Raw genomic sequence first — 25,419 nt, 5'->3', positions numbered from 1 at the left:
GCTAAGATCGGTGAGCGCGGCTTGGAAGGGCAGCGTCGCGCTGAAGGGGAAAACCGCGCTGGCTGGGAGCCCGGTCTTGATCGTGCCGGCGGCGGCGTTTTGCGTTGTCCCGGCGGAGGGTGCTGCGGTGTTGATGAAGGTCGGGTTGCTGATCTGGCCGGAATTCTGCCCGACGATATTGACCCCGCCGTTATGTTGCAGCGAGAGATTGCTGCCAGAGGCATTCGTGCCCTGGATGAAGGCATCGCCGCTCAACAGCGTCGCACCGCCGGAGACGTTGCCCCAAACATTGAGCGCGCCATAGGTCGCGCCGAGGGCGGTATCGGTGGTGTCCCCGGCGCAGCCGTTGAAGCAGATATTATGGCCCGTGCCGAGGAAATTGCCGCCGACCGCGACGCGGCCCTCGGTTTCGTTAGTGGCGTGATAATCGCCGAAGGTGACGACGTTGAAATCGCTGAGTACGGCATCGGCGAGGGAAAGCTCGGCGGCGCTGAGGCCGCCGGCGCGGGCCGGAGACATCGCCGCCGTGCCAAGAAAAACCACCCCGCCCAGGAGCACGGCGGACCGAGAGAGAGAGGTGATGAGCACGACGAACTCCGGGTACGGACTGTGGATCTGATAGCTGACCGGCAACTATCGAAAAAAATACACAAATTCAAGATAAATAATTTACCGAAGCCGCAGCTTGTGTCGATCAGACCGGCGGCGCTGGCGGCGAAACAGCATCAACATCAGGCCCATGGCCGCGAGCAGGGAAAGAGACGCGGGTTCTGGAATTGCGTTATTGGCGCTGACCGAGGGGTCGGTCCCGGAAGCGCCGGCACCGCTCGGGATCGGGGTCGGATGCCAATCGCCGCCGCTGCCGCTGCCGCCCTCTCCGAGACCGGGGTACGTCGATGCGATGCTCCCGCCATCGCCCGCGCCATGGCCGCTTTCCGATGACCCGTTTCGCGATCCATTGCCGGGCGCGTCGGCGAAGGGGGCGGATGGCATGAACGGGAAAAGGGCGGATGGGAAGCCGCCCGGCGACCAGGAGCCCTGACCGCCACCGTCGCGACCGCTCTCGGCGCTGCGATAACCGCGCCCGTCATCAGCGCCGCCACCGAAGGGAAGCCCGTTCTGGGGGGCGCCGGTGATCAGGTCAGGGCGGAAAAGATTGCCACGATCAGCATGATCGTCGCCGCAATTCCCCCACCCGGCGCAGGGCTCATAAAGCACGTCATGGGCGACGAGGAGGGAAAGAACGCCGCCCGCGCGGCCGACGCCGGCGCCGGATTCCTCACCGCGGGCGGGATGCGAATCGCTCTCGATCTGGCGATCATGCTCGCGATCAGCGGGAGACGCCGGCAGAATCATGGAGAGGGATCCCATGGCGTTGGCGAATATGAAGAGCGATAAGAGACGGAATTTTGCGACAGCGGCCATTTCAATAAAAAATTCTCAGCGAAATGGATTAATTTTCGATGAATAACGCAGGCTCCGGGGATACCGCGGCGGCCTATCGAGGCTGTTCCGCTTGGTCTTTTCGCCCGCCGCCAGTTGACGCAAACCGGCGCGCGGGGCTACATCGCGGCCCCACCAGAACATGCCCAGGTGGCGGAATTGGTAGACGCGCAGGTTTCAGGTACCTGTGGCCGCAAGGTCGTGGAAGTTCGAGTCTTCTCCTGGGCACCAGAACCCGGATCGCCAAAGCGGGATCGCCAAAGTGGGATCGGGGCAAAGCGGGACCGGGGCCACCAATCGCGCGGTGTCGAGGCAGGGCATGAGGTGTGCCGCCGCTTGACGCGGCGCATGCCGTGAAGGATCGGGGACAGGTCAGTGGCCGAGAGCAAAATCCATTTCCATCGCCATGATCTGCCGGAGGGGTTGGATCTCGGCCCGGTGGTCGCCGTCGATACCGAGACCATGGGGCTTGACCCGCGCCGCGACCGGCTCTGCCTCGTGCAGCTTTCTGCCGGCGACGGCCATGCCCATCTCGTGCAGATCGTGCCGCCGGCGCTCGGTGGCCGCGGCGCCGATTGCCCGCGCCTCAAGGCGTTGCTCGCCGACCCGGCGCGGATGAAGCTCATGCATTTCGCGCGATTCGATGTCGCGATGCTGTTTCAAGCCCTCGGGGTTACGGTGGCGCCGGTTCGGTGCACGAAAATCGCGGCAAAACTCACCCGCACCTTCACCGACCGGCACGGCCTGCGCGATCTCTGCCGCGAGTTGCTCGGGGTCGAGATTTCCAAGGAGCAGCAGACCTCAGACTGGGGCGCGCTGGAACTCTCGCCCCAGCAGCTCGCCTATGCCGCCGCCGATGTCCTGCATCTGCACGCGCTTTGGGAGCGGCTTGCCGCGCTTCTCGCGCGGGAAGGGCGGGAGGCGCTCGCCGAGGCTTGTTTCGCGTTTCTGCCGGCGCGGGCCCAGCTTGATCTGCTCGGCTACGAGGCGCCCGATATTTTCGCCCATTAAGCCCGCGGCCCGCCCGGCGGATGAAAATTTCTTCGTGAATGCCATTTTATTGGCATGAAATTTGTCTAAAGGCATTTTTGTGCCTATGTCCTGGGAGCGGGGAGAGAGTCCCCTCGCCAGGGGAGATCGCGAAAGAACCACTATGTCCGTTATCGTCACCGAGACCGAGAAGGAGGATGCCCTGGAGACCGCGCGCGCCGTGTTAGCGAGCGAGGTGGAGGGGATCGAGGCGTTGGCAGCGGCGCTGGATGACGGTTTCCGGCAGGCCGTGGCGATGCTTGCGGCGGTGTCGGGCCGCGTCGTCGTCACAGGGATGGGCAAGTCGGGCCATATCGGGCGCAAGATCGCGGCGACGCTTGCCTCCACTGGCACACCGGCGTTGTTCGTACACCCGGCCGAGGCCTCGCATGGCGATCTCGGCATGATTCTGCCCAATGATGCCGTGCTCGCGCTCTCCAATTCCGGCGAGACGCCGGAACTCGCCGATCTCGTCGGCCATAGCCGCCGCTTTGGCCTGCCGCTGATCGCCATCACGCGGGAACCCGGCTCGGCGCTGGCGCAGCAGGCGGATGTCGTGCTGCTGTTGCCGAAAGTGCCGGAGGCGTGCCCGATGGGCCTCGCGCCGACCACCAGCACCACCATGCAGCTCGCGCTCGGCGACGCGCTGGCGGTCGCCCTCCTCACGCGGCGTGGTTTCACCGCCGCTGATTTCCGTCAGTTCCACCCCGGCGGGAAGCTCGGCGCCCGCCTCAAGCGGGTCCGTGAGCTGATGCATGACGGGGCGGCGCTTCCGCTGGTCGCGCCGGGAACACGGATGAGCGACGCGCTGCTGGTGATGACCGAAAAGCGTTTCGGCTGTCTCGGCGTTATCGATGACGGGGGTAAACTGATTGGGGTCATTACCGATGGCGATCTCCGCCGCGCCATGGGGCCGGATCTTTTGGTGCGGCCGGCTGGCGAGATCATGACCGCCTCGCCGCGCAGCATCGGCCCCGACGCGCTTGCCGCCGAGGCGCTGCACGTGATGACCGACGCCGCCCGCCCGATCACCGCGCTCTTCGTCGTTCCTGCCAACGCCGGCGGGGCGCCGATCGGCATTCTCCACATCCATGATTTGCTCCGCGCCGGGGTCGCCTGAGCGTGATGGCAAGCGGGTTTTCATGAGCACGGGGACTCCCCGCGTTCGTGTCGCCAGTGAGGAGACGCGGCTCGCCATCGCCGCCGCCCGCAGCCAGCGCGCGCCGACGCCGGCGCGTATCGCGCGGCGGCGCCTTCTCATCACCTGGTCGAAGCGGCTGTTGCCGGTGCTGGCGCTGATCCTGCTTTCCTCGATCGCGCTTTGGCCGGAGATCGCGCGCCAGACCGCGGCCGGGCGGGCGGCGCTCCGCGGCTGGAGCGCCAGCATCACCGCGAGCGGCCAGATGATCAACGCCCGCTATCATGGCGTCGATGAGAAAAATCGCCCCTACACCCTGACCGCGACCACCGCAACGCAAGTGACGCCCGAGCGCGTCAACCTGACCGACCCCAAGGGCGACGTGCTGATGGAGAGCGGCAACTGGCTGATGTTGAAGGCGCTGCGCGGCGTTTACATGCAGCACGCCAACCAGCTCGATCTCGAGGGTAATGTGACGCTCTATCGCGACGATGGAACCACCCTCCACTCCGCGACCGCATCTCTCGATCTCCGCGCCGGCGCCGGCGCGAGCAACGACATCACCAACGCCGAGGGGCCGTTCGGCACCCTCGATGCCATGGGCTTCGCCCTCGTCGACAAGGGCGCGGTGATCCAGTTCGTCGGCCCGGCCCGTCTGGTTCTCAACAACAACCGCGGCCAAAGCCATGACCAACCCTAGCCGCTGGCGGCGCGCTTGGCTGGTCGGCTTTGCCGCTCTTTGCGTCGCCACTGGCGTCGCGCACGCCCAGCCGATCGACATGTCGCATGGCGGGCCGATCACGGTGACCGCGCGCGACGGGATGGATTGGCGCCAGAACGACCAGGAAGTGGTCGCGCGCGGCGATGCGGTCGCCGTTCGTGACAATGTCACCGTCACCGCCGATGTCCTGATCGCGCATTACCGCAAGAAGGCGAGTGCCGCGCCGGCGACCGCCAACACGCCCGCCGGCGGCGCGCAGCCGGTGGCGGCAAAAAATGCCGGCCCGGCCAGCCCGCCATCAGCTAATCCGCCATCAGCCACTCCGCCATCCGCGGGCGCCAAACCGGCGGCATCGGGCGCGTCGCCGGCGCCGGGGGCCACCAATCCCGATGATAGCGGCGGCAATGAGATCTATCGCCTGGAAGCGGTCGGCCATGTGCATATCTTTACCGCGACCGATCAGGCCTGGGGTGACAAGGCGGTTTATGACATGGACCAGGCGGTGCTGATCCTGACCGGGCACGCCCTCAAACTCACCACGCCGCAGGATGTCGTGACGTCGCGCGACAGCATGGAATATTACTCACAAACCCGCATCTCGATCGCCCGCGGCAACGCCGTCGTCGTCACCAGCGACGGGCGGCGGATCGCCGCCGACACGCTCGTCTCCTATTCCGCGCCGCCGGATCAGCCGCCGGCCGCGGGCGCCGCCGCCGCGCCGAAACCGCCGCCGCCCAAACCCGGCCAGCAGCAAGACGAGCTGCAAGCCGCCTCCGGCAAGCTCAAGCGGGTTGAGGCCTATGGTAATGTCGATCTCCGCACCGCGACCGAAATCGTCTATGGTGATCGCGGCGTCTATGTGCCCGATACCGGCAAGGCCCGTGTTATCGGCAATGTGCGGGTGACGCGCGGGGATAATCAGCTCAATGGCGTGGCGGCCGACGTCGATATGAAAACCGGGGTGTCCACGATGCTGTCCAGCACCGATCAGCGCGTCCACGGTCTGATCATGCCCAATCAGAACGAAAACGGCGCCGCCAAAACCGCTCCTGGCAAGAAGGCGGACAACAAGAAGCCCGCCGGCAAGGAGGGTGACAAGGCGCCACCGACGTCGGGCGCCGCCACGACATCGGCAACCGCCCCGGCGAAGGCGGCGACGCCATGACCGAGCTGCGTGTGGTGCAGGGGCAGCTCGGTCTCACCGCGAGCGGCCTCGGCAAGACCTACAAAAAGCGCCCGGTGGTCAGGAATGTCTCGATCTCTGTCCGGCGCGGCGAAGCGGTCGGCCTGCTTGGGCCCAACGGCGCGGGGAAGACGACGACGTTCTACATGATCGTCGGCCTGGTCCAGCCCGATACCGGCGCCATCCGGCTCGATGGCAACGAGATCACCGGATTGCCGATGTATCGCCGGGCGCGCCTTGGCATCGGCTATCTGCCGCAGGAGGCGAGCATTTTCCGTGGCCTCAATGTCGAGCAGAACATCATGTCGGCGCTCGAGGTGGTCGAGCCGCTGAAGGACCGGCGCGATCAGATGCTCGACGAATTGCTCGCCGAGTTCGGCATCGGCCATCTCCGCCGCACCCCCTCGCTCGCGCTCTCGGGCGGCGAGCGGCGCCGGCTCGAGATCGCGCGCGCCCTTGCAACCCAGCCGAGCTACATCCTGCTCGATGAGCCACTCGCCGGCATCGATCCCATCGCGGTCGGTGAAATCCGTGATCTGGTCTCACATCTCAAGGACCGCGGCATCGGCGTTCTGATCACCGATCACAATGTCCGCGAAACGCTGGAGGTGATCGACCGCGCCTACATCATGCATGATGGGCAGGTGTTGATGGAAGGCCAGCCGCAGGAGGTGGTGGCGCATGAGGATGTGCGGCGCGTATACCTCGGCGAAAGGTTTAGTCTCTAGGATCCGGGCGCATGGGGATCGGCCCAAGTCTTGATCTGCGACAATCGCAATCGCTGGTGATGACGCCGCAATTGCGGCAGGCGATCAAACTTTTGCAATTTTCCAATCTCGAAGTAAACGCCTTCGTCGCCGAGGAGCTGGAGCGCAATCCGCTGCTCGAACGCGAAGAAGGTGGCGAGGCCTTGGTTGGCGAGCGGCCAGCGCCGGATCAGGTGGTGCCTGCCGACGGCTATGACGGCGCCGATGTCGCGCATCTCGCCGAGGCGATCAACGCGACCGGCACGCTCCCGAGCGAGGCGGCGGCGCCGCTCGATGCCGAGGCGGCGGAATGGTTCGATCGCGGCGGCCCAGCCGATGGCTATGGCGATCCCTATCGCAGCATCGGGGCGGTTTCGCGGGGTGGCGCGCTCGATTTTTCGGAGGATGAGCGCGGCATCGAGAGCCTCGCCGCTGGGCCACGCAGCCTACGCGAGCATCTCGGCGAGCAATTGCGGCTTTCTTTCCATGATCCTGCCGAGCGGCTGATCGGCGCGCATCTGATTGCGCTTCTCGATCCCGCCGGGCGGCTTTCGCTGCCGCCGCCGGCGATCGCCGCGGCACTCGGGATCGCACTCGAGCGGCTCGAGAGTGTTCGCGCGCGCATGCAGCGCTTCGACCCGACGGGCTTATTCTCGGTCTCGCTCGCTGAATGCCTCGCCGTGCAACTGGCCGAGCGCAACCGGCTCGATCCGGCGATAGCGGCGCTGCTCGACAATCTCGACTTGCTGGCGCGGCGCGATCTGCGGCGGCTGATGGAGATCTGCGGTGTTGACGCCGAGGATCTTGCCGACATGATCGCCGAGATCCGCACGCTCGATCCCAAACCCGGCGCCGGCTTCGATGAGGCGCCAGCGACGCCGATCCTGCCCGATATCCTGATGCGCCCGGCACCAGATGGCAGCTGGCTGCTCGAACTCAACCCCGACACCATGCCGCGGGTTCTGGTCAATCAGGGGCTGCACGCGCGGATCATCGCCCATACCAAGCGCGGCGAGGAGGCGCGCGGCTTTCTCGCCGAAAAACTGCAGACCGCGAACTGGCTGGTCAAATCCCTCCACCAACGCGCCCAGACCATCCTTAAGGTCGCGGCCGAGATCGTGCGCCAACAAGAGGGCTTCTTCCGTCACGGCATTACTCATCTCCGGCCGCTCATTCTGCGCGACATCGCGACCGCCGTTGAATTGCACGAAAGCACGGTAAGCCGCGTCACCGCCAATAAATACATCGCAACCCCGCGCGGAACGTTCGAACTGAAATATTTTTTCACGACGGCGATCGCCGGCACCACCGGCGAAAGCCACAGCGCCGAGGCCATCCGCCATCGCATCCGGGCGCTGATCGACGCCGAGGCGCCGGGGGCCGTTCTCTCCGATGACGCGCTGGTGGCGGCGCTGCGCCGCGAAGGCGTGGACATTGCCCGCCGAACCGTGGCCAAATACCGCGAAGCGCTGAAAATCCCGGGTTCCGTGCAGCGCCGGCGGGAGAAAGCGGAGATGGTATAGGTAAAATTTCGGATTTCGCCGGCGCAATCTGATTATATCCTGGGGCAATAACCTGGTGAAAGGGTGAAAGCGATGCAGATCACGGTTTCGGGCAAGCAGGTCGAGTTGTCGGATGCGTTGCGTTTGCGGGTGTCCGAGCAGCTCGGCACCATCGTCGGAAAATATTTCGACCGGGCGCTCGAGGCGCATGTGACGTTCGGCCGCGCGCGGAGCTTCTTCACCTGCGATATCAATCTTCATGCCGGGCGCGGCCTGCTCTTGCGCGCCGAGGGCGAAGCGGCGGACGCGCATGCCGCCTTCGACGATGCCGCCGAGCACATCGCCAAGCGGTTGCGCCGCTATCGCCGGCGGGTCAACGAACACGCCCGCGATCTCGCCAACCGCGCCCGCCCGGAAGCGGCGCGGCGCTATGTGCTGCGCGAGGAGGAGGAGACGGAGGGCAATGGCGCGGCCGGCGAGGCCGCAACCGGCCCCTATGCGACGGTGATCGCCGAGACGCCGGCGGAAATCAATCTGCTCTCGGTCGGCGAGGCAGTCATGCGCATGGATCTCGAGGATCAGCCGGTCTTGATGTTCCGCAATAGCGCGAGCGGCGAACTCAACGTCGTCTATCGCCGCGAGGATGGCCATGTCGGCTGGATCGACCCGACCGCAGCACCGCGATAGAAAAAGCAAAAAGGTTCTTTTTTGAAAAAAAGAACCAAAAAACTTTTATTCCGTTGGGCGGTGCCTGCTCGTCCGGAACAACCCCTCGACGGCGTCACGATGGCGTTCCTTGCGGCTGATTTCGGCCTCAGTGCGGGCGATTTCGCCCTTCAGTTCGGCGATATAGGCACGCAGCTCGACGATTCCGAGGGCATCGAGAGGAAGAGGGGCGAGCCGCTGGCGCGGCGGCTTGGGCAGGTCTTCGTCATCGAGCATGGCGGGTTTCCTCCGATCGCGGTAACCTCTCGCGAGTGTCATCGGCTTTGTAAGGAGCGTCCGGCATGGCGATCAAGTGCGGCTCTGCGGGTTGCCGGTGAGCCGGGCGACGGCAACCGGCGGCCTCGCCATCCTGCTGTGGTCGAGCCTGGCCGCGCTCGCGGTGGTAACGCGGCGCCTGCCGCCGTTCGAGACGCTGGCACTCAGCTTCGCCATCGCTTTCGCCGCCGGAATAGTCATGCTGGCGGTGCGCCGGCGGCTGGCGCGATTGCGCCAGGACTGGCGGGCCTGGGCGCTCGGATTCGCCGGGATTTTTGCCTATCACGCGTTCTATTTCATCGCCCTCGATCAGGCGCCGGCGGCGGCGGCGAGCCTGATCAACTATCTCTGGCCGCTGCTCATCGTGCTGTTTTCCGCCTTCCTGCCCGGCGAGAGGCTGCGGGCGCGGCATGTCGTGGGGGCGACGATCGGGCTTGCCGGGACAGCGCTGATCGTTCTCGCAGGCGTGGGAGCAGCCGGGCGCGGCAGTGCGCTTGGCTATGCCTGCGCGTTTGCGGCGGCGCTCACCTGGGCGGCGTATTCGGTGGCCAATCGCCGCCTGCGCGCCGTGCCGAGCGATCTCATCGCCGGCGTCAGCGGTCTGGTCGCACTCGCCGCCGCGCTGGTGCATCTCACCATCGAGCCCAGCGTTGCGCCGCGTGGGGGCGAATGGATGGCGCTTCTCGGGCTCGGGCTCGGCCCGGTCGGGCTCGCGTTTTTCTTCTGGGATCACGCGACCAAGCACGGTGACCTCGCGGCGCTGGGGACGCTGTCTTATGCGACGCCGCTGCTCTCGACCGGGCTTTTGATCGTCTGCGGCGAGGCGCGGCCCGGCGCGGCGCTGGTGCTGGCCGCCGCCCTCATCGTCGGCGGCGCCGCGGTCTCGGTCGGCGTGCCGCGCCTCATCCCCCCCGCCGCGTCCAATCCGTCTCGTTGATGCGCGGCATTTCGAAGCGGTCGCTGGTGCGGGCGTACCAGCCACGGCCATGCATGCGGCCGATGAGGTCGAGCTTCGGGGTATCGATGTAACATTTCTGCGCATCGAGCACGGCGTCGTCGCGGATATGCATCGCGAGCACCCGACCGAGCACGAGCGCGCGTTCATGGCCGATCTCGAGGGTGGTGAAGCGTTCGCACTCGAGCGCGACCGGGCTCTCCTTGATGCGCGGCGGTTTGACCTTGACCGAAGGTAGCGTCGTCAGGCCGGCCTCGGTCAACTCGTCGACCTCGCGGCCGAACTCGATCGCGGTGATGTTCATCTGCTCGGCATTTTCGGCGGCGACCAGATTGACCACGAACTCACCGCTGGTGCGAATGTTGTTGCCGGTATCCTTGATGTCGCCCGTGCCGCGCCCGCCGATGCCAATGCAGACCACCGGCGGATCGCCGGAAAACGCGTTGAAGAACGAATAGGGCGCGGCGTTGCGCCGACCTTCGGGATCGAGCGTCACGACCCAGGCGATCGGACGCGGGACGATGGTGGAGACCAGCAGCTTATAGCGGTTATTGGCGTCGAGGGTGGCGAAATCGAACAGCATGGGGGCGTGACCTTTCCTCGGATGTCGTGTGGGTCAGGCGGGGTCGCGCCAGAGGGCGATGCCGCCGGTGATGCCGGCCTCGTTGGCGACGATGCTGACGTTGGCGGGCAGATCGCCCTTGATATGAACGGCGTTGCCGCCGCCGATATAAAGCCGGTCAAACAGCACCACGCGGGCGAGAATCTCGATCGCCACGCGCACCCGCTTGTTCCAGCGCTTGACGCCGACGGCCTCGAACGCCTCCTTGCCGAGAAACATGTCGTAGGTCAGCTTCTTGTGCACCGGGTGCTGCGACAGCTCGATATGCGGTGAGACCTTGCCGTTGAAAAAAATCCCGATGCCGGCGCCGGTGCCGAGCGTCAGGATCATCTCCATGCCGGCGCCGCTGATCACCCCGAGCCCCTGCACCTCGGCATCGTTCAAGACCCGCGCGGGTCGGTCGAAGCGTTTGGCGAGCTCGGCTTCGAGCGGGAATCCGGCCCAGGCTTCGGTGCCGAGATTGGGGGCGGTCAACACCCTGCCGCCGCGCACGGCGCCGGGGAAGCCAGCCGAAATACGATGAAAAGCGGGAAGGGTTCGCACCATGTCGGCGACGGACGCGAGCAAAACGGGAGGTGGGCAAGGCTGTGGCGTCGGGACGTGGCGGCGCGGCGCCACCATCTCACCACGATGGTCGAGGACCGACGCCTTGAGCCCGGTGCCGCCAATATCGATGGCGAGCGTGAATGGCCCGCCGGCAGACCTTGATCCCGCGGACCCGGGTTCGGCTTCGGCCTTACCCGCCGGGCTCATGAATGGTTCCAGACATAGCTCAGGCGATAGCGCGTCTGGCAGGCGCCGGAGGACACCAGCAGAGTGAGTTGATTCTGCACCGCCCTTCCTTCGATCCGGGTACCCTCGACGGTTTGATGCAGCGTGCCGTCGGCGGCGACGGGAACGGTGAAGATCACCCCCGGGCGATAGGGGAGGGTGAGCGTTGCGTCGCCGATTTCGGCAACGCCATAGCCACTCGTCGGACAATCGGCGGCGTTGGCGCCCACCGCCCGGATCTTGCCTTGGTAACTCCCGTCAAAGAGGCTCACCGCGGTCGGCTGATGTGGCGCTGGCGGCAGGTTAGGGCCGCCGAACGGGATCGTGCAGGCGCCGAGCGCAAGCACGGCGGCAAGTGTACCGGCGCGGCGGCAAAGCAGCGACATCAGGGAATGACCCGAGAGCATAAACGGCCTCCGCCAGAGACAAATGAGGCGACAAACATAGACGGAGGAGCGATTGCCCGCCAACCCGTCCCCACGACCTAACCGTCCCCGGCGATAAGCCGCTCGCGCGCCGCGGTCGCGAGCTGATCGGCGCGTTCGTTCAGCGCGTGCCCGGCATGCCCACGCACCCAATGCCAGGCAATGTCATGACGGGCGGCCGCGTCAAGCACCCGGCGCCAGAGATCCATATTCGCCACCGGATCGCCGGCGGCGTTGCGCCAGTTGCGCCGCACCCAGCCCTCTTTCCAGCGGGTGATGCCGTTTTTCAGGTATTCGCTGTCGGTATAGAGGGCAACCCGGCAGGGCCGGGACAACGCCTCCAGCGCCGCCGCCGCCGCGGTCAGCTCCATGCGGTTATTGGTGGTCGCGGCTTCGGCGCCGGAAAGCACCCGCTCATGCGCGCCAAAGCGCAAAATCGCCGCCCAGCCACCCGGGCCGGGATTGGGCTTGCAGCCGCCATCGGTCCAGATCTCGACGGTCTTCGGCTCAGACTCCATAGGCGCTGGCGTCTTTCGCTGCGAGGTGAAAACGGAGACGACGGACGTAATCGAGCGGGTCTTTGCGCGTCACCAGCGCGCCGGCTGGGGTGTTGATCCAGTCATAAAGCCGGGTCAGCGCAAAGCGGAGCGCCGCCCCTTGGCACAAAACCGGCAAAGCCACGACCTCGGCATCCGCGAGTGGCCGCACCGCGCCATAGGCGGCGAGCAATGTCCGCGCCTTGGTGACGTTGAAACTATAATCCGTCTCGAAACACCAGGCATTGAGGCAAACCGCGAGGTCATAGGCGAGAAGGTCGGTCGCGGCGAAGTAGAAATCGATCAGGCCGGAGATGCGCCGCTCAAGAAAAAACACGTTATCGGGAAAAAGATCGGCGTGGATGTGCCCGACCGGCAGCCGCTCCGGCCAGGCGGCGAGAATGGCCGCGAGGGCTTGCTCCAATTCGGCGCGCAAGCCGGGGCGGACTCCATCGGCGTGATCGGCGGCGCGCGCGAGAAGTGCGGCCCAGCTTGCCGGGCCGAGGGCATTGGCGCGGCGCGGGGCATAGCCTTCGCCGGCGAGATGAAGCCGCGCCAGCGCTGTCCCGAGCGGGGCGCAATGAGCGATATCGACCCGGCGCGGCCAGACTCCCGGCAAAAACGTCGTGATCGCCGCCGGCCGGCCACACAGTTCGCGCAAGGCGACGCCGTCCCGCCCATGCACTGGCAACGGGCAGGGGATTCCCTGCCCGGCGAGATGCGCCATGAGGCCGAGAAACCAGGGCAGATCGCCCCGCTCGACGCGTTTTTCATAAAGGGTGAGGATGAAATCGCCGGACTCGGTGCGGAGCGCGTAATTGCTGTTCTCCACCCCCTCGGCGATGCCGCGAAACGCGACCAGCCTGCCGATCGCATAGTCCGCGAGAAACGCGACCAATGCTTCGTCGGAAACCTCGGTATAGACGGCCATCGGCGGTGCGAAGCCTCTCTCTCACGGGTCTTTCGACCATCGCGGGCGCTCAATCGGGGCTTTGTGCCGGGATTACGAGCGCCAAGGCAAGCCCCGGCGCGGTGGCTCTGCCCGGTTTGTGATAGCGAACTTCGATTTGCTGATTGCTCTTTGCCGAGCCATCGGCCATGGTGGCGCCGTCCGCGCCACCCGCGCGGGAGAGAGTGGGGTCGGCCGCCAACCTGTTCGCGCGCCGGGCCTCGCCGCCGAAGGCGCAACCGGCCCCCGGAAACGCTCAGGCAAAAGGGTCGCGCGGGAATTCGGATCTCTGGAAAGCCGGCCGGCTCATGCCTGCCGCACCGACGGGGTAAGGCCGCCTTCGATCAGACGGCCCAATCTCTCAGGTTCCGCGACAGAGGGGGGTCGAATGGCCGGCATCGCGCCGGCGCGACCGTCAGCGGAGCCTGAGATGACCGAAGAGTCCGAAGCCTTGCATGTGAGTCCGCTCGATGGGCTGCATCGCGCCCTCGGCGCCCGCATGGTCGGGTTCGCCGGCTATGCCATGCCGGTTTCCTACCCGGCCGGCATCCTCGCGGAGCACCGCGCCTGCCGCGAGGAAGCCGCGTTGTTCGATGTCTCGCATATGGGCCAGGCGAGCTTGCGCGGCGCGACGGCAGCGGCCGCCCTCGAGCGGCTGGTGCCGGGTGATATCGTCGGCCTCGCGCCAGGGCGGCAACGCTATACGCTGCTGACCAATGCGGCGGGCGGCATTCTCGATGATCTCATGGTCGCGCGGCTGGCCGAGGATCACCTGTTCCTCATCGTCAACGCAGCGCGCAAGGCGGCAGATTTTGTGCACATTGCCGCCCATCTTCCGCCCGACGTCAGGCTTGCCCCGCACCCCGAACGCGCGCTGCTCGCCTTCCAGGGGCCGAAAGCGTTGGCACTTCTTGCGCCACTCGCCCCCGCTCTCGCCGATTTGCGCTTCATGGCGGTCAGGGAATGCGCGATCGCCGGCATCCCCTGCCTCGTCTCACGCTCGGGCTATACCGGCGAAGACGGGGTCGAGATTTCGCTCCCGGCGGCGGCCGCGGAGGGACTGGCGCGGACCCTGCTTGCGCTGCCCGGCGTGCTGCCGGCTGGGCTTGGCGCGCGCGATCTGCTCAGGCTCGAAGCTGGGCTCTGCCTTTACGGCCAGGATATCGATGAGACCACGACGCCGGTCGCGGCAAGCCTCGCCTGGACCATCGCCAAGCGCCGGCGCGAGCATTGGGATTTTCCCGGCGGCGCTGCGATCGCTGCCGAGTGGCAAGCCGGCCCGGCGCGCAAGCGCGTCGGCCTTCGCCTTGAAGGCCGGGCGCCGGCGCGGAGTGGAGCTGCGATCCTCGCCGACGGGCGCGAGATCGGCCGCGTCACCTCCGGCAGTTTTAGCCCGGCGCTCTCTGCGCCGATCGCCATGGGCTATGTCGCCGCCGCCTTCGCGACACCCGGCACTGCGCTCGCCGTCTTGGTGCGCGAGCGCGCCCTGGCGGCCCGCGTCGTCCCCCTCCCCTTCCTTCCCCATCGTTACGCCAATTGAGGAAACCATGACCGAGACCCGCTATACCAAGGATCATGAATGGGTGCGCCGTGACGGTGACACCCTCACCATCGGCATCACCGACCATGCGCAAACCGCGCTCGGCGATCTCGTGTTCATCGAACTCCCCGAACCCGGCCGCGCGGTTGCCGCTGGCGAGGCTTGTGCCGTCGTCGAAAGCGTCAAAGCGGCGTCCGACGTCTATGCCCCGCTCGCCGGCACCATCGCCGCGGTGAATGGCGCCATCGTCGAGGATCCGACGCTGGTCAACCGCGCGCCCGAGGGCGAAGGCTGGTTCTTCCGCCTCACCCCGGCCAACCCGGATGATTTCGCAACCCTCCTCGACGAGGCCGCCTACCGCGCCTTGGTCGCAACACTCTGACGACAGAGGCGCCCATGCCCAAGCCGATTTCCGACCCCGATTTCGCCCGCCGCCATATCGCGACCAATGCCGCGGATCAGGCCGCGATGCTGGCGGCCATCAGTGTCGCGACCCTCGATGATCTGATCGCCGAGACCATCCCCAGCGAGATCCAGAGAGAAAGCGGGCAAGGGCTTCCAGCGCCGCTCGACGAGGCCGGCGTGCTCGCCGAACTCGCCGCCCTCGCCGCCCGCAACGGCGGGCGCAAACCCCTGATCGGCCAGGGCTATCACGGGACGCACATGCCGCCGGTGATCCAGCGCAACGTGCTCGAAAATCCCGCTTGGTACACCGCCTATACCCCTTACCAGCCGGAAATTTCGCAAGGCCGGCTGGAAGCGCTGCTCGCCTTTCAGACGATGATCATCGATCTCACGGGGATGGAGATCGCCAACGCTTCGCTACTCGACGAGGCGACAGCGGCGGCGGAAGCGGTCGCGATGGCGCATGCCGTCGCGCAAGCGAAAGACGCGGCCGCGATCGCGGTTGCCGCCGATCTCCATCCCCAGACCCGCGCCGTGCTGGCAACGCGCGCCGCACCCCATGGCTGGACGCTGATCGATGTCGCCCCCGGTGATGCCGCGGCGATCAAAGCGGCGCGGCCATTCGCCGTGGTCTTGCAATATCCCGGCACCACCGGGGCGCTCCGCGATCTCGCCCCCGAGATCGCCGCCGCCCACGCCGCCGGCGCGCTCGCCATCGTTGCCGCCGACCCGCTGGCCCTCGTCCTTCTCACCCCGCCGGGCGAAATGGGAGCGGATGTCGTCGTCGGCTCGGCGCAGCGCTTTGGCGTGCCGATGGGGTTCGGCGGCCCGCATGCCGCCTTCTTCGCGACTCGCGCCGCGTTCCGCCGCCAGATGCCCGGCCGCCTGGTCGGGGTCTCGGTCGATGCGCAAGGGCAGCCCGCGCTCCGCCTCGCGCTTCAGACCCGCGAGCAGCATATCCGGCGCGAAAAAGCGACCTCGAACATCTGCACGGCGCAGGTTCTGCTCGCCAATATCGCGGCTTTCTATGCGATGTGGCACGGGCCGGAGGGGCTGCGCCGGATCGCCGGCCGCGTCCACGGCATGGCCCGCCGCCTCGCCGAAGCGCTCGCGCGCGCGGGCTTCCCCCCCCGCCATCCCGCGTTCTTTGATACCATCGCGATCACCGGCGATGCCCGCGCCTTGCTCGCGCGCGGGTGCGAGGTGGGTTTCGATCTCCGCCCGCTCGCCGATGGCGTCGCGATCGCGCTCGATGAGACGGTGACGGAGGGGGAACTCGCCCGCCTCGCCGACGCCTTCGGGGCAACGCTCGGTCCCACGCCCGCGCCCGCGTTCCCGCCGCGGACGCCGATCCTCACCCATCCGGTGTTCCATCACCACCAGAGCGAGCATGCGATGCTGCGCTATCTCCGCCGCCTCGCCGACAAGGATATCGCCCTCGATCGCGGCATGATCCCGCTCGGCTCCTGCACCATGAAATTGAATGCCGCCGCCGAGATGATGGCCCTGTCCTGGCCCGGCTTCGCCGATATCCACCCCTTCCAGCCCGAGGACCAAAGCATCGGCTATCTCATCCTGATCCGCCGCCTCGCCGCCTGGCTCGCCGCTGCGACCGGCATGGCAGCGGTCTCGCTGCAGCCCAATTCCGGGGCGCAGGGCGAGTTCGCGGGGCTCCTCGCCATCCGCGCTTATCACGCGGCGCGCGGCGAGGGCGGGCGTGATGTCTGCTTGATTCCGGCGAGCGCCCACGGCACCAACCCGGCGAGCGCGGTGATGGCCGGCTATCGCGTCGTCGTCGTCGGCTGCGACGCCCATGGCAATATCGATCTCAGCGATCTTCGCGCCAAGATCGCAACGCACGGCCCGCGCCTGGCCGCGCTGATGGTCACCTACCCGAGCACCCATGGCGTGTTCGAGGCCGGCATTCGCGAGATCTGCGCCCGCGTGCACGAGGCCGGCGGGCAGGTTTACATGGACGGCGCCAATCTCAACGCCCAGCTCGGCCTGACCAGCCCGGGCGCGATCGGCGCCGATGTCTGCCACCTCAATCTCCACAAGACGTTCACCATCCCGCATGGCGGCGGCGGCCCCGGGGTCGGGCCGATCGCGGTCGCCGCCCACCTCGTACCACATCTGCCGAACCACCCGCTGTCAGTCGATGCCGGCCCGGCATCCGGCTATGGCCCGGTCGCCGCGGCGCCTTTCGGCAGCGCCCTGATCCTCACCATCGCCTACGCCTATATTCGTATGATGGGCGCCGCCGGCCTCAAACACGCGAGCAAGATCGCAATCCTCAATGCGAATTACATCGCAGCCCGCCTCGGCCCGCATTATCCAATCCTCTATACCGGTGAACACGGGCGCGTCGCGCATGAATGCATCCTCGACTGCCGCGCCTTTCAGGCGGAAACCGGGGTTACGGTCGAGGACATCGCCAAACGCTTGCAGGATTTCGGCTTCCATGCGCCGACCATGTCCTGGCCAGTCGCCGGCACGCTGATGGTCGAGCCGACCGAGAGCGAGCCGAAAGAGGAAATCGATCGCTTCTGCGACGCCATGATCGCGATCCGCGACGAAATCGCGGCGATTGCCGCCGGCACCCTCGACCGCGCCGACAATCCGCTGAAAAACGCCCCGCACACCGCCGCGCGGGTAACCGCGGATGACTGGACACACCCCTATTCCCGCAAGCAGGCGGCGTTTCCGCTACCCTTCGTCGCCGCGGCGAAATACTGGCCGCCGGTCGCGCGCGTCGATAACGCCTATGGCGACCGCAACCTGGTCTGCACCTGCGCGCCGCTGGCCGATTACGCGCAGGCAGCAGAGTAAGAAAAGTTCTTTTTTGTAAAAAAGAACCAAAAAATTTTCTCTGGGCGGGCAGTGCCTGCGGCACTGCCCACACCGCGGACGTTGCCGCTCTGAGAGAAGAGGACAAAATTACCCGAAAGCGCCAATTTCGTGGCCGAGCGCGACGCCAATTTCGCGGATCAGGGCAAACAAGGTCGCCATCGGCGCGAAAATCTCGGCGTGCTCGCGGGCATAGCCGCCGGGCGTGTGGCGATCATGCGGCTCGGCGAAATCGCGTTCATCGGCGGGATCGGCGCTCGGGGGAAAAATCTGCGTCAAAAGCGCGACCGAGGCAGGAATGTCGAGCCGCAGGATGCGCGCCTCGATCGCAGCGCGGGTAACCCCATCGCGGGGTGCGAAATCCGGGATTTCGGTCGCGAGCAGCCACAGCCGGCTGATCAGCGCGAGCCGCAACGCATGCAACAGAACCTCGCGTTCGGCCATGCGCGGCGCCTCCGGCCATATCCCGAGCAGCGCCAGATGATCGGCTTGGAGGCGGCGGAACAGCCGCTGCACCGGCGCGGTCTGGCCAAGCCGCTCGACGGCGCGGGCAACGCTGAGCAATGTCGCCCGCCGCCCAGCCGGAGATCGCGCGTGCGCGGCGCGATCGAGCCAAGCGCCAGAATCGAAGAGTGCTGCGACCGCGCGCAGCACATCGATATCGGAATGGGCCAGGGCGTGGCGCGCGAGATCGAGGGCGCGGCGAAACCGCGGGCTCGCGGCGCGCAGATCCTCCGCCGTCTCGGGATGCCGCGCCAGCGCCGCCCCGAGACCGTGGAGCGTATTGGCGCACCAGCCGATTTGCTGAAGGATCGCGTTATTCGGAATGGCGCGCAGCTCGCGCGGATGGCGAATGCGCGCCGGCCCCGCGAGCCCATCTTCCGCCCGCGCCGCCGGGCGCGAGCCGCTCGGCTCGATCAGCGCCGGGCCGAATATCCCAAGCAGCGCCGCATACCCCGGATCGTCAAGCAATTCCGCCATCGCGGCACGGATGGTCGCGAAAAAATCGGCGGTGAAATCAGCCTCGGCGTAGACGGGATCGTCCGTCTCCGGAACCGGGGCGAGGGTGTGCTCGGCGATCCGCGCAATGCTTGCGTGGGCGAGTTCGGGGGTCGCAAACAGAAGATAGCCATCGCCGCCTTGAAACGATGTCTCCTGGCGCAAGCGGAACCCGGCGGCCGCGAGCGCATGGCGGCTCGCCGGCGGCGAGAGATAGTCGAACCGCTCGGCGAGCGAGCCGGGATGCGCACCGCGGCCGATACTCTCGCCATGAGTGTCAAACAGCACGATCTCGAGATCGGCAAGCCCATGCCGAGCCAGGGTTTCGGCGATTTTGAGCCGCAGCCGCTCGATCAGATAACTTGCCGCAAGCTGGCCGACGAAACGCCCCGAATCGGAATAGCCGAATTGCAAGCAAATCCGCCCCATCGCCCCGAGATAGGCGCGCCAATGCGGGCTGCGCAGCGCCTCCTCGAGCACCCTGACACCACGCTCCAGCGCTTCCGCGGTCTCAAACAGCGGGCAGATCTCGATCCGTTCGGCAACGCCATGCAAGCGCGCGAGCCAAAGTGCTGCGAGCAGCGTATAGCCGCTCTCGGTTTCGGCGATCAGGAAACGGATCGGCATCGCGCCATCGATATGCTTGATGATCTGCGCCGCCACCATCATCAGCCGCGCCGCCGAAGCGCGCTCGGCGAGCAGGCCGCCGAAATCGACCCGCTCGGCAACGACCTGATCAAGCGCACCATTGATCGCGGCCAGCAGAACTCGCCGGCGCGAAGGATCATTGGGCGGATCGGCAAGGCCCAGGCGCAAGCGCGCAACATTGTGGATCTGGCTTGCGTTCAAGCGAAGATGGGTGTGCGCGAGCGCAAGGCCGTGCGAAACCAGCCCGGCGCGCGCAACCGCCAGGGCGAGGGCCTGGTCGGATGGGGCGGCGGCGATCGCCTCGGCAAAAGCGTCAAGGAGCGGCGCCGGTGTCGTCAGCGCGGTCATGCGTCCATCGACCAGCGCATGCGCGAAGCGGCTCACCTGATCAGGATCGGCCGCGTCGGGACAGAGCGCGATCTGCGCCGCGACCGTCGCTTCCGCCTCGATGACGCGGGCGGCGAGCGCCGGCACATCGAGCGGGGCGAGCTGGCCGGCGAGGCGGGCGAGCTGCAACCGCTTCATCGCGAGACGCAAGCGGAATGTGTCCCACCACTGGATATCGGTGCGGCCGTCGGTGTCGTAGCCGACCCAGCTCGCGACCACGATCGGCGCCGGGATCAGCGCCGCCCAGCGATCCGGCCAGGTCGCCCGGGCGGCCTCGAGCAACGCCGCATTGAGCGCATCCAACGCGTCGCGGGCATGGCCGATCGCCGCCACCGCCTGATCGAATTCTTCGGCCAGCGTCGGCGGCGCACCCGCGCGATGGCTCTCGAAAGCGGTAGTGCTCCGGCCGCAGGCCCGCTCCGCGAGCGCTTTCGCGACCGCCGGCGGCAGGGCGAAAGTGGGGTGCGCGGTGAAAACGGCGGCAAAGCGCGGGCGGGTGATCGCGGCCTGAAACTGCCCGAAAGGGAGCGGGCTGTCGGCCGGATCGGGGCGAATCAGCCGCGCGGCGAGGCACACGAACGCGGCGGCGGCCTCGGCCCCAGTGCCGCCGACATAGGCGGCAAGGCGCCGTGCGCGATCGGCGAAGGCGGCATCGCGAAGCGCGCGCACCAGGGCGGCGATAGCGGCGAGATCGAGCTTGCCCTGATCGATACGCCGGCTGATCGCGAGCGCCAGCGCGAGAACAGGGTTGCCGAACGGCTCATCCGCCGCGCGGGCGCGGATTGCGGCCAGCGTCGCCACCAGCTCATCGGCCAGATCATCAGCGTCCGCTCGCTCGGGGCGGGATGGAAGCTCGTCCATGCGGGGGATTGTGCATGTGCGAACGACATACCGCAATGCTTTCCTGCCCTGATTTCAGGCGAGCGCCCAGGCCTCCTCGCGGCGCACGAGGCCATGCAACAGGCCGAGGACCGCCGAACTCGCTTGCGGCCGCTCGTTGGCAAACGCGCCCTCGAAGACGACAAAAGCCAAGGGATCATGCGCCCCCGGCTCACCGGCGAAACCCATCGACCATTTCGGGAATTCGCGTGCCGCGGCCGGGCCAAATTCGAGCACGGTGACGTCGGAATGGCGCTGGTCGTTCTGAATCCGCTCGAAACATTGCTCGAGCGCGACGCGCGGCCCTTCGAGCGTCTGGGCAAAGCAATTATTGGCAAACAAGAGCGCGCCGCTGACATCGGCGCGGGTGTTGTTGCGCCGCGAGGTTGCGAGAATATCGCGCAATTCCCGCGCGATGCTGGCCGGCGGGCCGGAAAGCCGCACCCGGCTGCAATAGACGACGCGATAGAGTTCCTGTTTCGTCATGACGTTAGGCTCCGTCTCGGGCTCTCTCAGGCGAAGGGGGGCGGGCGTGGAGAAACGCCGGCCGGCCAGCAAGCAACGCGCCGACGGCATCCGGCGGCACCGGGCGGCTGATCAGATAGCCCTGCATCTGATGGCCGCCGCTGGCGGCGACGAAATGCGCCTGCGCCTCGGTTTCAACCCCTTCGACGGTGACAGTCATGCCAAGGCTGGCGCCAAGCGCCGTGATCGCGCGCACCACCGCTTTGCCGCCACTCTGAGACTCGATTTCGCTGACAAAAGAGCGGTCGATCTTGATCTTGTCGAAGGGAAAGCTGCGTAGCTGGCTGAGCGAGGAATAGCCGGTGCCGAAATCGTCCATCGCGATGCGCACCCCACGGCCGCGCAGCTCATGCAGAATGGCGAGAGTCTCGGCGGCATCGCGCAGCAGAACACTCTCGGTGATCTCGACTTCGAGCCGCGCGCCCGGAAGGCCGGCACTCGCCAGCGCCTCATCGACGGCGCGGAGCAGCCGCGCGCCATCGGCGAATTGCACCGGCGAGACGTTGACCGCGACCAGAACCGCCTCCGGCCAGCTCGCGGCAGTGCGACACGCTTGGCGCAGCACCCATTCGCCGATCGGCACGATGAGGCCGACCTCCTCGGCGAGCGGGATGAATTCGGCCGGCGAGACCATCCCCCGCTCCGGATGCTCCCAACGCAGCAACGCCTCGAACCCGACCACCGCACCCGAGGCAACCTCGATCAGCGGCTGATAGTGCAAATGGAACTGACCAAGGGCGACGGCGCGGCGAAGATCGGTCTCGAGCGCCTGCCGGGCCTGCGCGCGGGCATCCATCTCCGGCCGGAACATGGCGAATTGCCGCCGCCCGGCCGCCTTGGCGGCGTAGAGCGCGAGATCGGCGCGGCGCAGCAGCTTCCCGCCTTCGCTGGCGTCCGCCGGCGCGCGTGCAATCCCGATGCTGACGCCGATATTGGCGAGATGGCCATCGACCAAGTAGGGGCGGCTCAGGAGATCAACCAGCCGCTCCGCCAGCTTCTCGGCGCCCTCGGCGCGCGGCAGCAAAATGGCGAATTCATCGCCGCCGAGGCGAACCAGCGTATCGCCGCCGCGCAGACTGCCGCGGAGCCGCTGCGCGACCAGACGGAGCAGCGCATCGCCGATCGGATGGCCGAGCGAGTCATTGACATGTTTGAAGCGATCGAGATCGAGGAGAAGCAGCGCGGCTTCGGCCTCGGCCCGCGCCAGCACCGCCGCCAGCGCCGCCTGGAACGCGCGGCGATTGCCGAGCCCGGTGAGTGGATCGCGGAGCGCCGCCTCGCCATCATCGCCTCGCGTTGGGATCGAGAGGAGGATCCCTTGCCCGTCGAGACGCGAAAGCCGCATCGCAAAATCGCCGAAAGCGAGCTCCTTCTCCGTCGCGGCGCTGTCATGCCCGTTCGCCGGCGCCGCGTCTGCGGCGAGCATGGCGGCACAATGGTCGCGGATCGTCATGCGCTCGGCGGCATCGAGCGCGCCCGCATGCTCCAGCACGGTGGCGAGCGCGAGGCCGTGCCGCGGTGGCGCGCCGATCCAGCCGAGCCGCCGCCGCGCCGCCGCGTTGCAGAGAATCACACGCAAATCGCGATCGAGCAGGATGATCCCTTCGTCGACACGGAGAAGCGCGGCGCGGAGCGCCATGTCATCGCCCTCGCGCCGTGTCGCCGCTTTCGTGAGACGGCCGGCGACCGGCGCCACCCGCCGCGCCGACGAAGGCGGAGCGCCACGCTTTTTCAAAGATCCGACTCGAAAGACGGGGCTGACAACAGCATGTGACGTGCCTTGCAGAAACTTACCCAGAGGGTTTGTCCCTCTACTATCGCGGGAATTGGTGAAGAATTCGCTACCCAAGGCGCGCTGCCGGCGGCGCGTGCCAAGCCGACGCGCCCGTGCTAAGGGGTTAGCCCTTCATGACCCCGGATCCCGATGCCAAGGCCCGGCGGGTGCTTTCGCGCCACCGCGCCGCCGCCAGCCTCCTTCTCGCGTTCATGGCGGCCCTCGTGCTGGCCAGCCGCATGCTCGCGGACACGCCGGCGAGCCGGCTGCTCACCGCGGCGGCGAGCGCCGGGCTGGTTGGCGGGCTCGCGGATTGGTTCGCGGTGACGGCGCTGTTTCGCCGCCCGCTCGGCCTTCCGATCCCGCACACGGCGATTTTACCCAACGAGAAAGTGCGGCTCGGCCAGGCGCTCGGCAATTTCGTCGCCAATCACGTGTTCACCGAGGCGGAGGTGGCGCGTACCCTTCACCGCCTCGATCTTCCCGGCATTCTCGCCCGCTTCCTCGCCGACCCCGACGCCGCGCGGCCAGCCGCACAGGGGCTTGCCGCGATGCTGCCGCGTCTGCTCGCGACCATCGAGGATGGCCGGGCGCGCCGTCTTCTCGCCCGCCTCGCGCCGCGTCTCCTTGCCGGCAGCGGGCCGGGGCTGCTCGCCCGCGTGCTGCGCGCACTGGTCGAGGGCGGGCGGCATCAGGAAGTGTTCGGCTTCGTGCTCACACAGTTCAAGGAGACGATCAACGCCAAGGAGGAGCAGCTTCGCCAGGCGATCGAGGAGCGGGTGCGCGAACAAGGCGGGCGGCTGATCGGCTGGGCGCTCGGCGCTTCGATCGCGCGCCGGGTGCTCTCTGCGATGAATGCCGAACTCGACAAAATGGGCCCGGATGGCTCGGAACTCCGCCTTGCCTTCGATGAATGGATTCGCCGCGAAATCGAGCGCCTCGAAGAGGATCCAGCGCGCGCCGGCGAGATTGCCGCTGTCTTCCGCCGCGTCCTCACCCATGCGACGGTGCAGGCTTGGCTCTGGGACATTTGGGCGCGGCTTCGCCTCGCGCTCGAAGCCGACGCCGCCAACCCGCAAGGCCGCACCGCGAGCGTCCTCGCCGAGCAGCTTGCGGCGCTTGGCACTCAGCTCGCCGCCGATCCGAAAAGCCGCGCCGCCGTCAACCGCGCCGCCGAGCGCACGGTCGCAGCCCTCCTGCCATCGGCGCGCATCGAACTCGCCCGCTTCATCGCCGCCGTCGTCGGCGGCTGGGACAGCGCGACGCTGACCACGCGGCTCGAACTCCGCATCGGCAAGGATCTGCAATATATTCGCATCAATGGCACTCTGGTCGGCTTCCTGGCCGGCGGCGCGCTTCATCTCGTGCTCACGTATTTGGTCAAGGGCCATTGATATCATGATAAAATTATCTGTCCTCGATCAATCGACGGTGGTTTCCGGGCGCGAGCCCGCTGCTGCGATTGCCGAAACCCTGGCGCTCGCGCGGCATTGCGAGGCGCTCGGCTACGCCCGCTATTGGCTGGCCGAGCATCACAATTCCCCGAGCCAAGCCGGCACCGCGCCGGAAATCCTGATCGCCGCCATCGCCGCGACCACCGAACGCATTCGCGTCGGCAGCGCCGGGGTGATGCTGCCGCACTATGCGGCGCTCAAGGTCGCCGAGCAGTTCCGCGTGCTCGAAGCGATCGCGCCTGGGCGGATCGATCTCGGGGTCGGGCGCGCGCCGGGCTCGGACGGGCGCACCGCTTTTGCCCTCAACCCGCGCGCCGACGTCGCCGCCGATCATTTTCCAGCGCAACTCCGTGATCTCCTCGCCTGGGTCAGGGGCGAGGCGCTGATCGAAAACCATCCCTTCGGGAGTGTGACGGCACAGCCCGCCGGCCCCGGCGCGCCGGAGGTTTGGGTGCTCGGGAGCTCGAATTACGGCGCCGAGGTCGCGGCGTATTTCGGCCTTCCCTTCTGCTTTGCCCATTTCATCACCGATGGCCGCGGCACCGAGGACGCGCTAGCGATCTACCGGGACGGATATCGCCCGAGTGCGCGCCATCCTGCGCCGCACCCGGCACTCGGCATCTGGGCATTCGCGGCTGAAACCGCGGAGGCCGCCGAATACGGCTTCGCCTCGCGCGCGCTCTGGCGGCTTGGGCGCGATCGCGGGGTCTTCGCGCCGCTGCCAACCCCCGAGGAAGCCCTCGCCTATCCCTATAGCGACGCCGAACGCGCCCATATCGCCGCAATCAAGGCGCGCGCGATCTATGGCACACGGGACGAGACGGCATCGCGTATCCGCGCGCTCGCCGAAAGCCACGCGGTGGACGAGATCGTCGTCCTCTCGACCATCGCCGAGCCCGCCGCGCGGCGGCTTTCCTACACCCTGCTCGCCGAGGCCTTCATCGCGTGAGACGCGTGGCG

The 25,419-nt window shown here is 67.2% G+C and carries 24 protein-coding genes, 1 tRNA gene and 1 riboswitch; of the genes, 14 read left to right on the top strand and 11 right to left on the bottom strand.

Features of this window, described 5'->3' with window-relative positions:
• Both ACP5M5_RS09395 and ACP5M5_RS09390 read right to left on the bottom strand, forming a co-directional pair.
• The coding region (locus tag ACP5M5_RS09395) for a collagen-binding domain-containing protein (RefSeq protein WP_427936870.1) at window positions 1-588 on the bottom strand (588 nt) is incomplete at its 3' end.
• Window positions 589-669: 81 nt separating this feature from the next.
• Window positions 670-1,356: a PEP-CTERM sorting domain-containing protein gene (locus ACP5M5_RS09390; RefSeq protein WP_427936869.1), complete on the bottom strand. Its 687-nt coding sequence runs from the start codon at window positions 1,354-1,356 to the stop codon at window positions 670-672.
• Window positions 1,357-1,587: 231 nt separating this feature from the next.
• Between ACP5M5_RS09390 and ACP5M5_RS09385 the strand changes: the two genes are divergently transcribed.
• The 8 genes from ACP5M5_RS09385 to hpf all read left to right on the top strand — a co-directional run bounded on the left by ACP5M5_RS09385 (window position 1,588) and on the right by hpf (window position 8,449).
• Window positions 1,588-1,674 (top strand) — tRNA-Leu (locus tag ACP5M5_RS09385).
• Window positions 1,675-1,818: 144 nt separating this feature from the next.
• A complete protein-coding gene (locus ACP5M5_RS09380; RefSeq protein WP_427936868.1) occupies window positions 1,819-2,454 on the top strand; it encodes a ribonuclease D in 636 nt (211 codons plus the stop codon).
• Window positions 2,455-2,596: 142 nt separating this feature from the next.
• The gene (locus tag ACP5M5_RS09375; RefSeq protein ID WP_427936867.1) at window positions 2,597-3,592 is read left to right on the top strand and encodes a KpsF/GutQ family sugar-phosphate isomerase; all 996 of its coding nucleotides are present in this window, start codon (window positions 2,597-2,599) and stop codon (window positions 3,590-3,592) included.
• A gap of 22 nt (window positions 3,593-3,614) precedes the next feature.
• A complete protein-coding gene (gene lptC / locus ACP5M5_RS09370; protein ID WP_427936866.1) occupies window positions 3,615-4,310 on the top strand; it encodes an LPS export ABC transporter periplasmic protein LptC in 696 nt (231 codons plus the stop codon).
• On the top strand, window positions 4,297-5,496 hold the full coding sequence (locus ACP5M5_RS09365) for an LptA/OstA family protein (RefSeq protein ID WP_427936865.1): 1,200 nt from the start codon (window positions 4,297-4,299) through the stop codon (window positions 5,494-5,496). The genes lptC and ACP5M5_RS09365 overlap by 14 nt, the downstream gene beginning before the upstream one ends.
• Complete coding sequence (gene lptB / locus ACP5M5_RS09360; RefSeq protein ID WP_114911898.1) at window positions 5,493-6,242, top strand: LPS export ABC transporter ATP-binding protein; 750 nt, start codon at window positions 5,493-5,495, stop codon at window positions 6,240-6,242. The genes ACP5M5_RS09365 and lptB overlap by 4 nt, the downstream gene beginning before the upstream one ends.
• A gap of 11 nt (window positions 6,243-6,253) precedes the next feature.
• Entirely contained in the window at window positions 6,254-7,783 is a 1,530-nt protein-coding gene (gene rpoN, locus ACP5M5_RS09355) for an RNA polymerase factor sigma-54 (protein WP_427936864.1), read from the top strand.
• A 72-nt stretch (window positions 7,784-7,855) separates the two neighbouring features.
• On the top strand, window positions 7,856-8,449 hold the full coding sequence (hpf, locus tag ACP5M5_RS09350; protein WP_427936863.1) for a ribosome hibernation-promoting factor, HPF/YfiA family: 594 nt from the start codon (window positions 7,856-7,858) through the stop codon (window positions 8,447-8,449).
• Window positions 8,450-8,494: 45 nt separating this feature from the next.
• On the opposite strand, the gene ACP5M5_RS09345 is transcribed toward hpf, so the two are convergent.
• A complete protein-coding gene (locus tag ACP5M5_RS09345; RefSeq protein ID WP_427936862.1) occupies window positions 8,495-8,704 on the bottom strand; it encodes a DUF1192 domain-containing protein in 210 nt (69 codons plus the stop codon).
• Window positions 8,705-8,801: 97 nt separating this feature from the next.
• On the opposite strand from ACP5M5_RS09345, the gene yddG reads away from it, so the two are divergent.
• Window positions 8,802-9,680, top strand: coding sequence for an aromatic amino acid exporter YddG (gene yddG / locus ACP5M5_RS09340; protein WP_427936861.1), 879 nt, complete (start codon window positions 8,802-8,804; stop codon window positions 9,678-9,680).
• Here yddG and ACP5M5_RS09335 read toward each other — a convergent pair.
• From ACP5M5_RS09335 to ACP5M5_RS09315, 5 genes are all read right to left on the bottom strand, one after another.
• On the bottom strand, window positions 9,646-10,281 hold the full coding sequence (locus ACP5M5_RS09335; protein ID WP_427936860.1) for a flavin reductase family protein: 636 nt from the start codon (window positions 10,279-10,281) through the stop codon (window positions 9,646-9,648). The two genes, yddG and ACP5M5_RS09335, sit on opposite strands and share 35 nt — an antisense overlap.
• 33 nt (window positions 10,282-10,314) lie before the next feature.
• A complete protein-coding gene (locus ACP5M5_RS09330) occupies window positions 10,315-11,073 on the bottom strand; it encodes an ROK family protein (protein ID WP_427936859.1) in 759 nt (252 codons plus the stop codon).
• Window positions 11,070-11,498: a hypothetical protein gene (locus ACP5M5_RS09325; RefSeq protein ID WP_427936858.1), complete on the bottom strand. Its 429-nt coding sequence runs from the start codon at window positions 11,496-11,498 to the stop codon at window positions 11,070-11,072. Before ACP5M5_RS09325 ends, ACP5M5_RS09330 begins: the two co-directional genes overlap by 4 nt.
• Window positions 11,499-11,575: 77 nt before the next feature.
• Window positions 11,576-12,034, bottom strand: a complete 459-nt coding sequence (gene rnhA, locus ACP5M5_RS09320) for a ribonuclease HI (RefSeq protein ID WP_427936856.1) — start codon at window positions 12,032-12,034, stop codon at window positions 11,576-11,578.
• A complete protein-coding gene (locus tag ACP5M5_RS09315; RefSeq protein WP_427936855.1) occupies window positions 12,024-12,983 on the bottom strand; it encodes a homoserine kinase in 960 nt (319 codons plus the stop codon). Before ACP5M5_RS09315 ends, rnhA begins: the two co-directional genes overlap by 11 nt.
• A 297-nt stretch (window positions 12,984-13,280) precedes the next feature.
• Window positions 13,281-13,388, top strand: a riboswitch (glycine riboswitch).
• Window positions 13,389-13,431: 43 nt separating this feature from the next.
• Here ACP5M5_RS09315 and gcvT point away from each other — a divergent pair.
• The 3 genes from gcvT to gcvP are packed head-to-tail and all read left to right on the top strand — an operon-like array spanning window position 13,432 to window position 17,775.
• Entirely contained in the window at window positions 13,432-14,541 is a 1,110-nt protein-coding gene (gene gcvT / locus ACP5M5_RS09310; protein WP_427936854.1) for a glycine cleavage system aminomethyltransferase GcvT, read from the top strand.
• A gap of 7 nt (window positions 14,542-14,548) precedes the next feature.
• A complete protein-coding gene (gene gcvH / locus ACP5M5_RS09305) occupies window positions 14,549-14,923 on the top strand; it encodes a glycine cleavage system protein GcvH (RefSeq protein WP_427936853.1) in 375 nt (124 codons plus the stop codon).
• A gap of 14 nt (window positions 14,924-14,937) precedes the next feature.
• Window positions 14,938-17,775, top strand: coding sequence for an aminomethyl-transferring glycine dehydrogenase (gcvP, locus tag ACP5M5_RS09300; protein WP_427936852.1), 2,838 nt, complete (start codon window positions 14,938-14,940; stop codon window positions 17,773-17,775).
• A gap of 108 nt (window positions 17,776-17,883) precedes the next feature.
• Here the strand turns inward: gcvP and ACP5M5_RS09295 are convergent, their stop codons facing one another.
• From ACP5M5_RS09295 to ACP5M5_RS09285, 3 genes are read right to left on the bottom strand one after another with little or no spacing between them, the layout of a single operon-like run.
• A complete protein-coding gene (locus tag ACP5M5_RS09295) occupies window positions 17,884-20,688 on the bottom strand; it encodes a phosphoenolpyruvate carboxylase (protein ID WP_427936851.1) in 2,805 nt (934 codons plus the stop codon).
• 54 nt (window positions 20,689-20,742) lie between these two features.
• Complete coding sequence (locus ACP5M5_RS09290; protein ID WP_427936850.1) at window positions 20,743-21,192, bottom strand: BLUF domain-containing protein; 450 nt, start codon at window positions 21,190-21,192, stop codon at window positions 20,743-20,745.
• Window positions 21,193-21,196: 4 nt separating this feature from the next.
• Window positions 21,197-22,927 (bottom strand): putative bifunctional diguanylate cyclase/phosphodiesterase, encoded by a 1,731-nt coding sequence (locus ACP5M5_RS09285; RefSeq protein WP_427936849.1) that lies wholly within the window; start codon window positions 22,925-22,927, stop codon window positions 21,197-21,199.
• 212 nt (window positions 22,928-23,139) lie between these two features.
• Between ACP5M5_RS09285 and ACP5M5_RS09280 the strand changes: the two genes are divergently transcribed.
• Together ACP5M5_RS09280 and ACP5M5_RS09275 are read left to right on the top strand one after the other, a co-directional pair.
• Window positions 23,140-24,399, top strand: coding sequence for a DUF445 domain-containing protein (locus ACP5M5_RS09280; protein WP_427936848.1), 1,260 nt, complete (start codon window positions 23,140-23,142; stop codon window positions 24,397-24,399).
• Between the two features lie 4 nt (window positions 24,400-24,403).
• A complete protein-coding gene (locus ACP5M5_RS09275; protein WP_427936846.1) occupies window positions 24,404-25,408 on the top strand; it encodes an LLM class flavin-dependent oxidoreductase in 1,005 nt (334 codons plus the stop codon).
• The last annotated feature ends 11 nt before the right edge of the window (window positions 25,409-25,419 follow it).

Origin of the sequence: Acidibrevibacterium sp. (genome assembly GCF_049965395.1) — a bacterium.
In the GTDB taxonomy this organism is placed as follows: Bacteria; Pseudomonadota; Alphaproteobacteria; order Acetobacterales; family Acetobacteraceae; genus Acidibrevibacterium; species Acidibrevibacterium fodinaquatile.
Note: the sequence above shows the minus strand (reverse complement) of the source record. Positions and strands in the feature narration are given on the sequence as shown.

Bases quoted from the DNA above. Each gene is read 5' to 3' on its own strand.
- lptB (WP_114911898.1), top strand. From the start codon at position 5,493: ATGACCGAGCTGCGTGTGGTGCAGGGGCAGCTCGGTCTCACCGCGAGC.
- ACP5M5_RS09335 (WP_427936860.1), bottom strand. From the start codon at position 10,281: ATGCTGTTCGATTTCGCCACCCTCGACGCCAATAACCGCTATAAGCTG.
- ACP5M5_RS09280 (WP_427936848.1), top strand. From the start codon at position 23,140: ATGACCCCGGATCCCGATGCCAAGGCCCGGCGGGTGCTTTCGCGCCAC.
- ACP5M5_RS09390 (WP_427936869.1), bottom strand. From the start codon at position 1,356: ATGATTCTGCCGGCGTCTCCCGCTGATCGCGAGCATGATCGCCAGATC.
- rnhA (WP_427936856.1), bottom strand. From the start codon at position 12,034: ATGGAGTCTGAGCCGAAGACCGTCGAGATCTGGACCGATGGCGGCTGC.
- ACP5M5_RS09375 (WP_427936867.1), top strand. From the start codon at position 2,597: ATGTCCGTTATCGTCACCGAGACCGAGAAGGAGGATGCCCTGGAGACC.
- ACP5M5_RS09290 (WP_427936850.1), bottom strand. From the start codon at position 21,192: ATGACGAAACAGGAACTCTATCGCGTCGTCTATTGCAGCCGGGTGCGG.
- gcvH (WP_427936853.1), top strand. From the start codon at position 14,549: ATGACCGAGACCCGCTATACCAAGGATCATGAATGGGTGCGCCGTGAC.
- ACP5M5_RS09295 (WP_427936851.1), bottom strand. From the start codon at position 20,688: ATGGACGAGCTTCCATCCCGCCCCGAGCGAGCGGACGCTGATGATCTG.
- hpf (WP_427936863.1), top strand. From the start codon at position 7,856: ATGCAGATCACGGTTTCGGGCAAGCAGGTCGAGTTGTCGGATGCGTTG.
- ACP5M5_RS09275 (WP_427936846.1), top strand. From the start codon at position 24,404: ATGATAAAATTATCTGTCCTCGATCAATCGACGGTGGTTTCCGGGCGC.
- gcvP (WP_427936852.1), top strand. From the start codon at position 14,938: ATGCCCAAGCCGATTTCCGACCCCGATTTCGCCCGCCGCCATATCGCG.
- gcvT (WP_427936854.1), top strand. From the start codon at position 13,432: ATGACCGAAGAGTCCGAAGCCTTGCATGTGAGTCCGCTCGATGGGCTG.
- ACP5M5_RS09365 (WP_427936865.1), top strand. From the start codon at position 4,297: ATGACCAACCCTAGCCGCTGGCGGCGCGCTTGGCTGGTCGGCTTTGCC.
- rpoN (WP_427936864.1), top strand. From the start codon at position 6,254: ATGGGGATCGGCCCAAGTCTTGATCTGCGACAATCGCAATCGCTGGTG.
- ACP5M5_RS09325 (WP_427936858.1), bottom strand. From the start codon at position 11,498: ATGCTCTCGGGTCATTCCCTGATGTCGCTGCTTTGCCGCCGCGCCGGT.
- ACP5M5_RS09315 (WP_427936855.1), bottom strand. From the start codon at position 12,983: ATGGCCGTCTATACCGAGGTTTCCGACGAAGCATTGGTCGCGTTTCTC.
- ACP5M5_RS09345 (WP_427936862.1), bottom strand. From the start codon at position 8,704: ATGCTCGATGACGAAGACCTGCCCAAGCCGCCGCGCCAGCGGCTCGCC.
- lptC (WP_427936866.1), top strand. From the start codon at position 3,615: ATGAGCACGGGGACTCCCCGCGTTCGTGTCGCCAGTGAGGAGACGCGG.
- ACP5M5_RS09330 (WP_427936859.1), bottom strand. From the start codon at position 11,073: ATGAGCCCGGCGGGTAAGGCCGAAGCCGAACCCGGGTCCGCGGGATCA.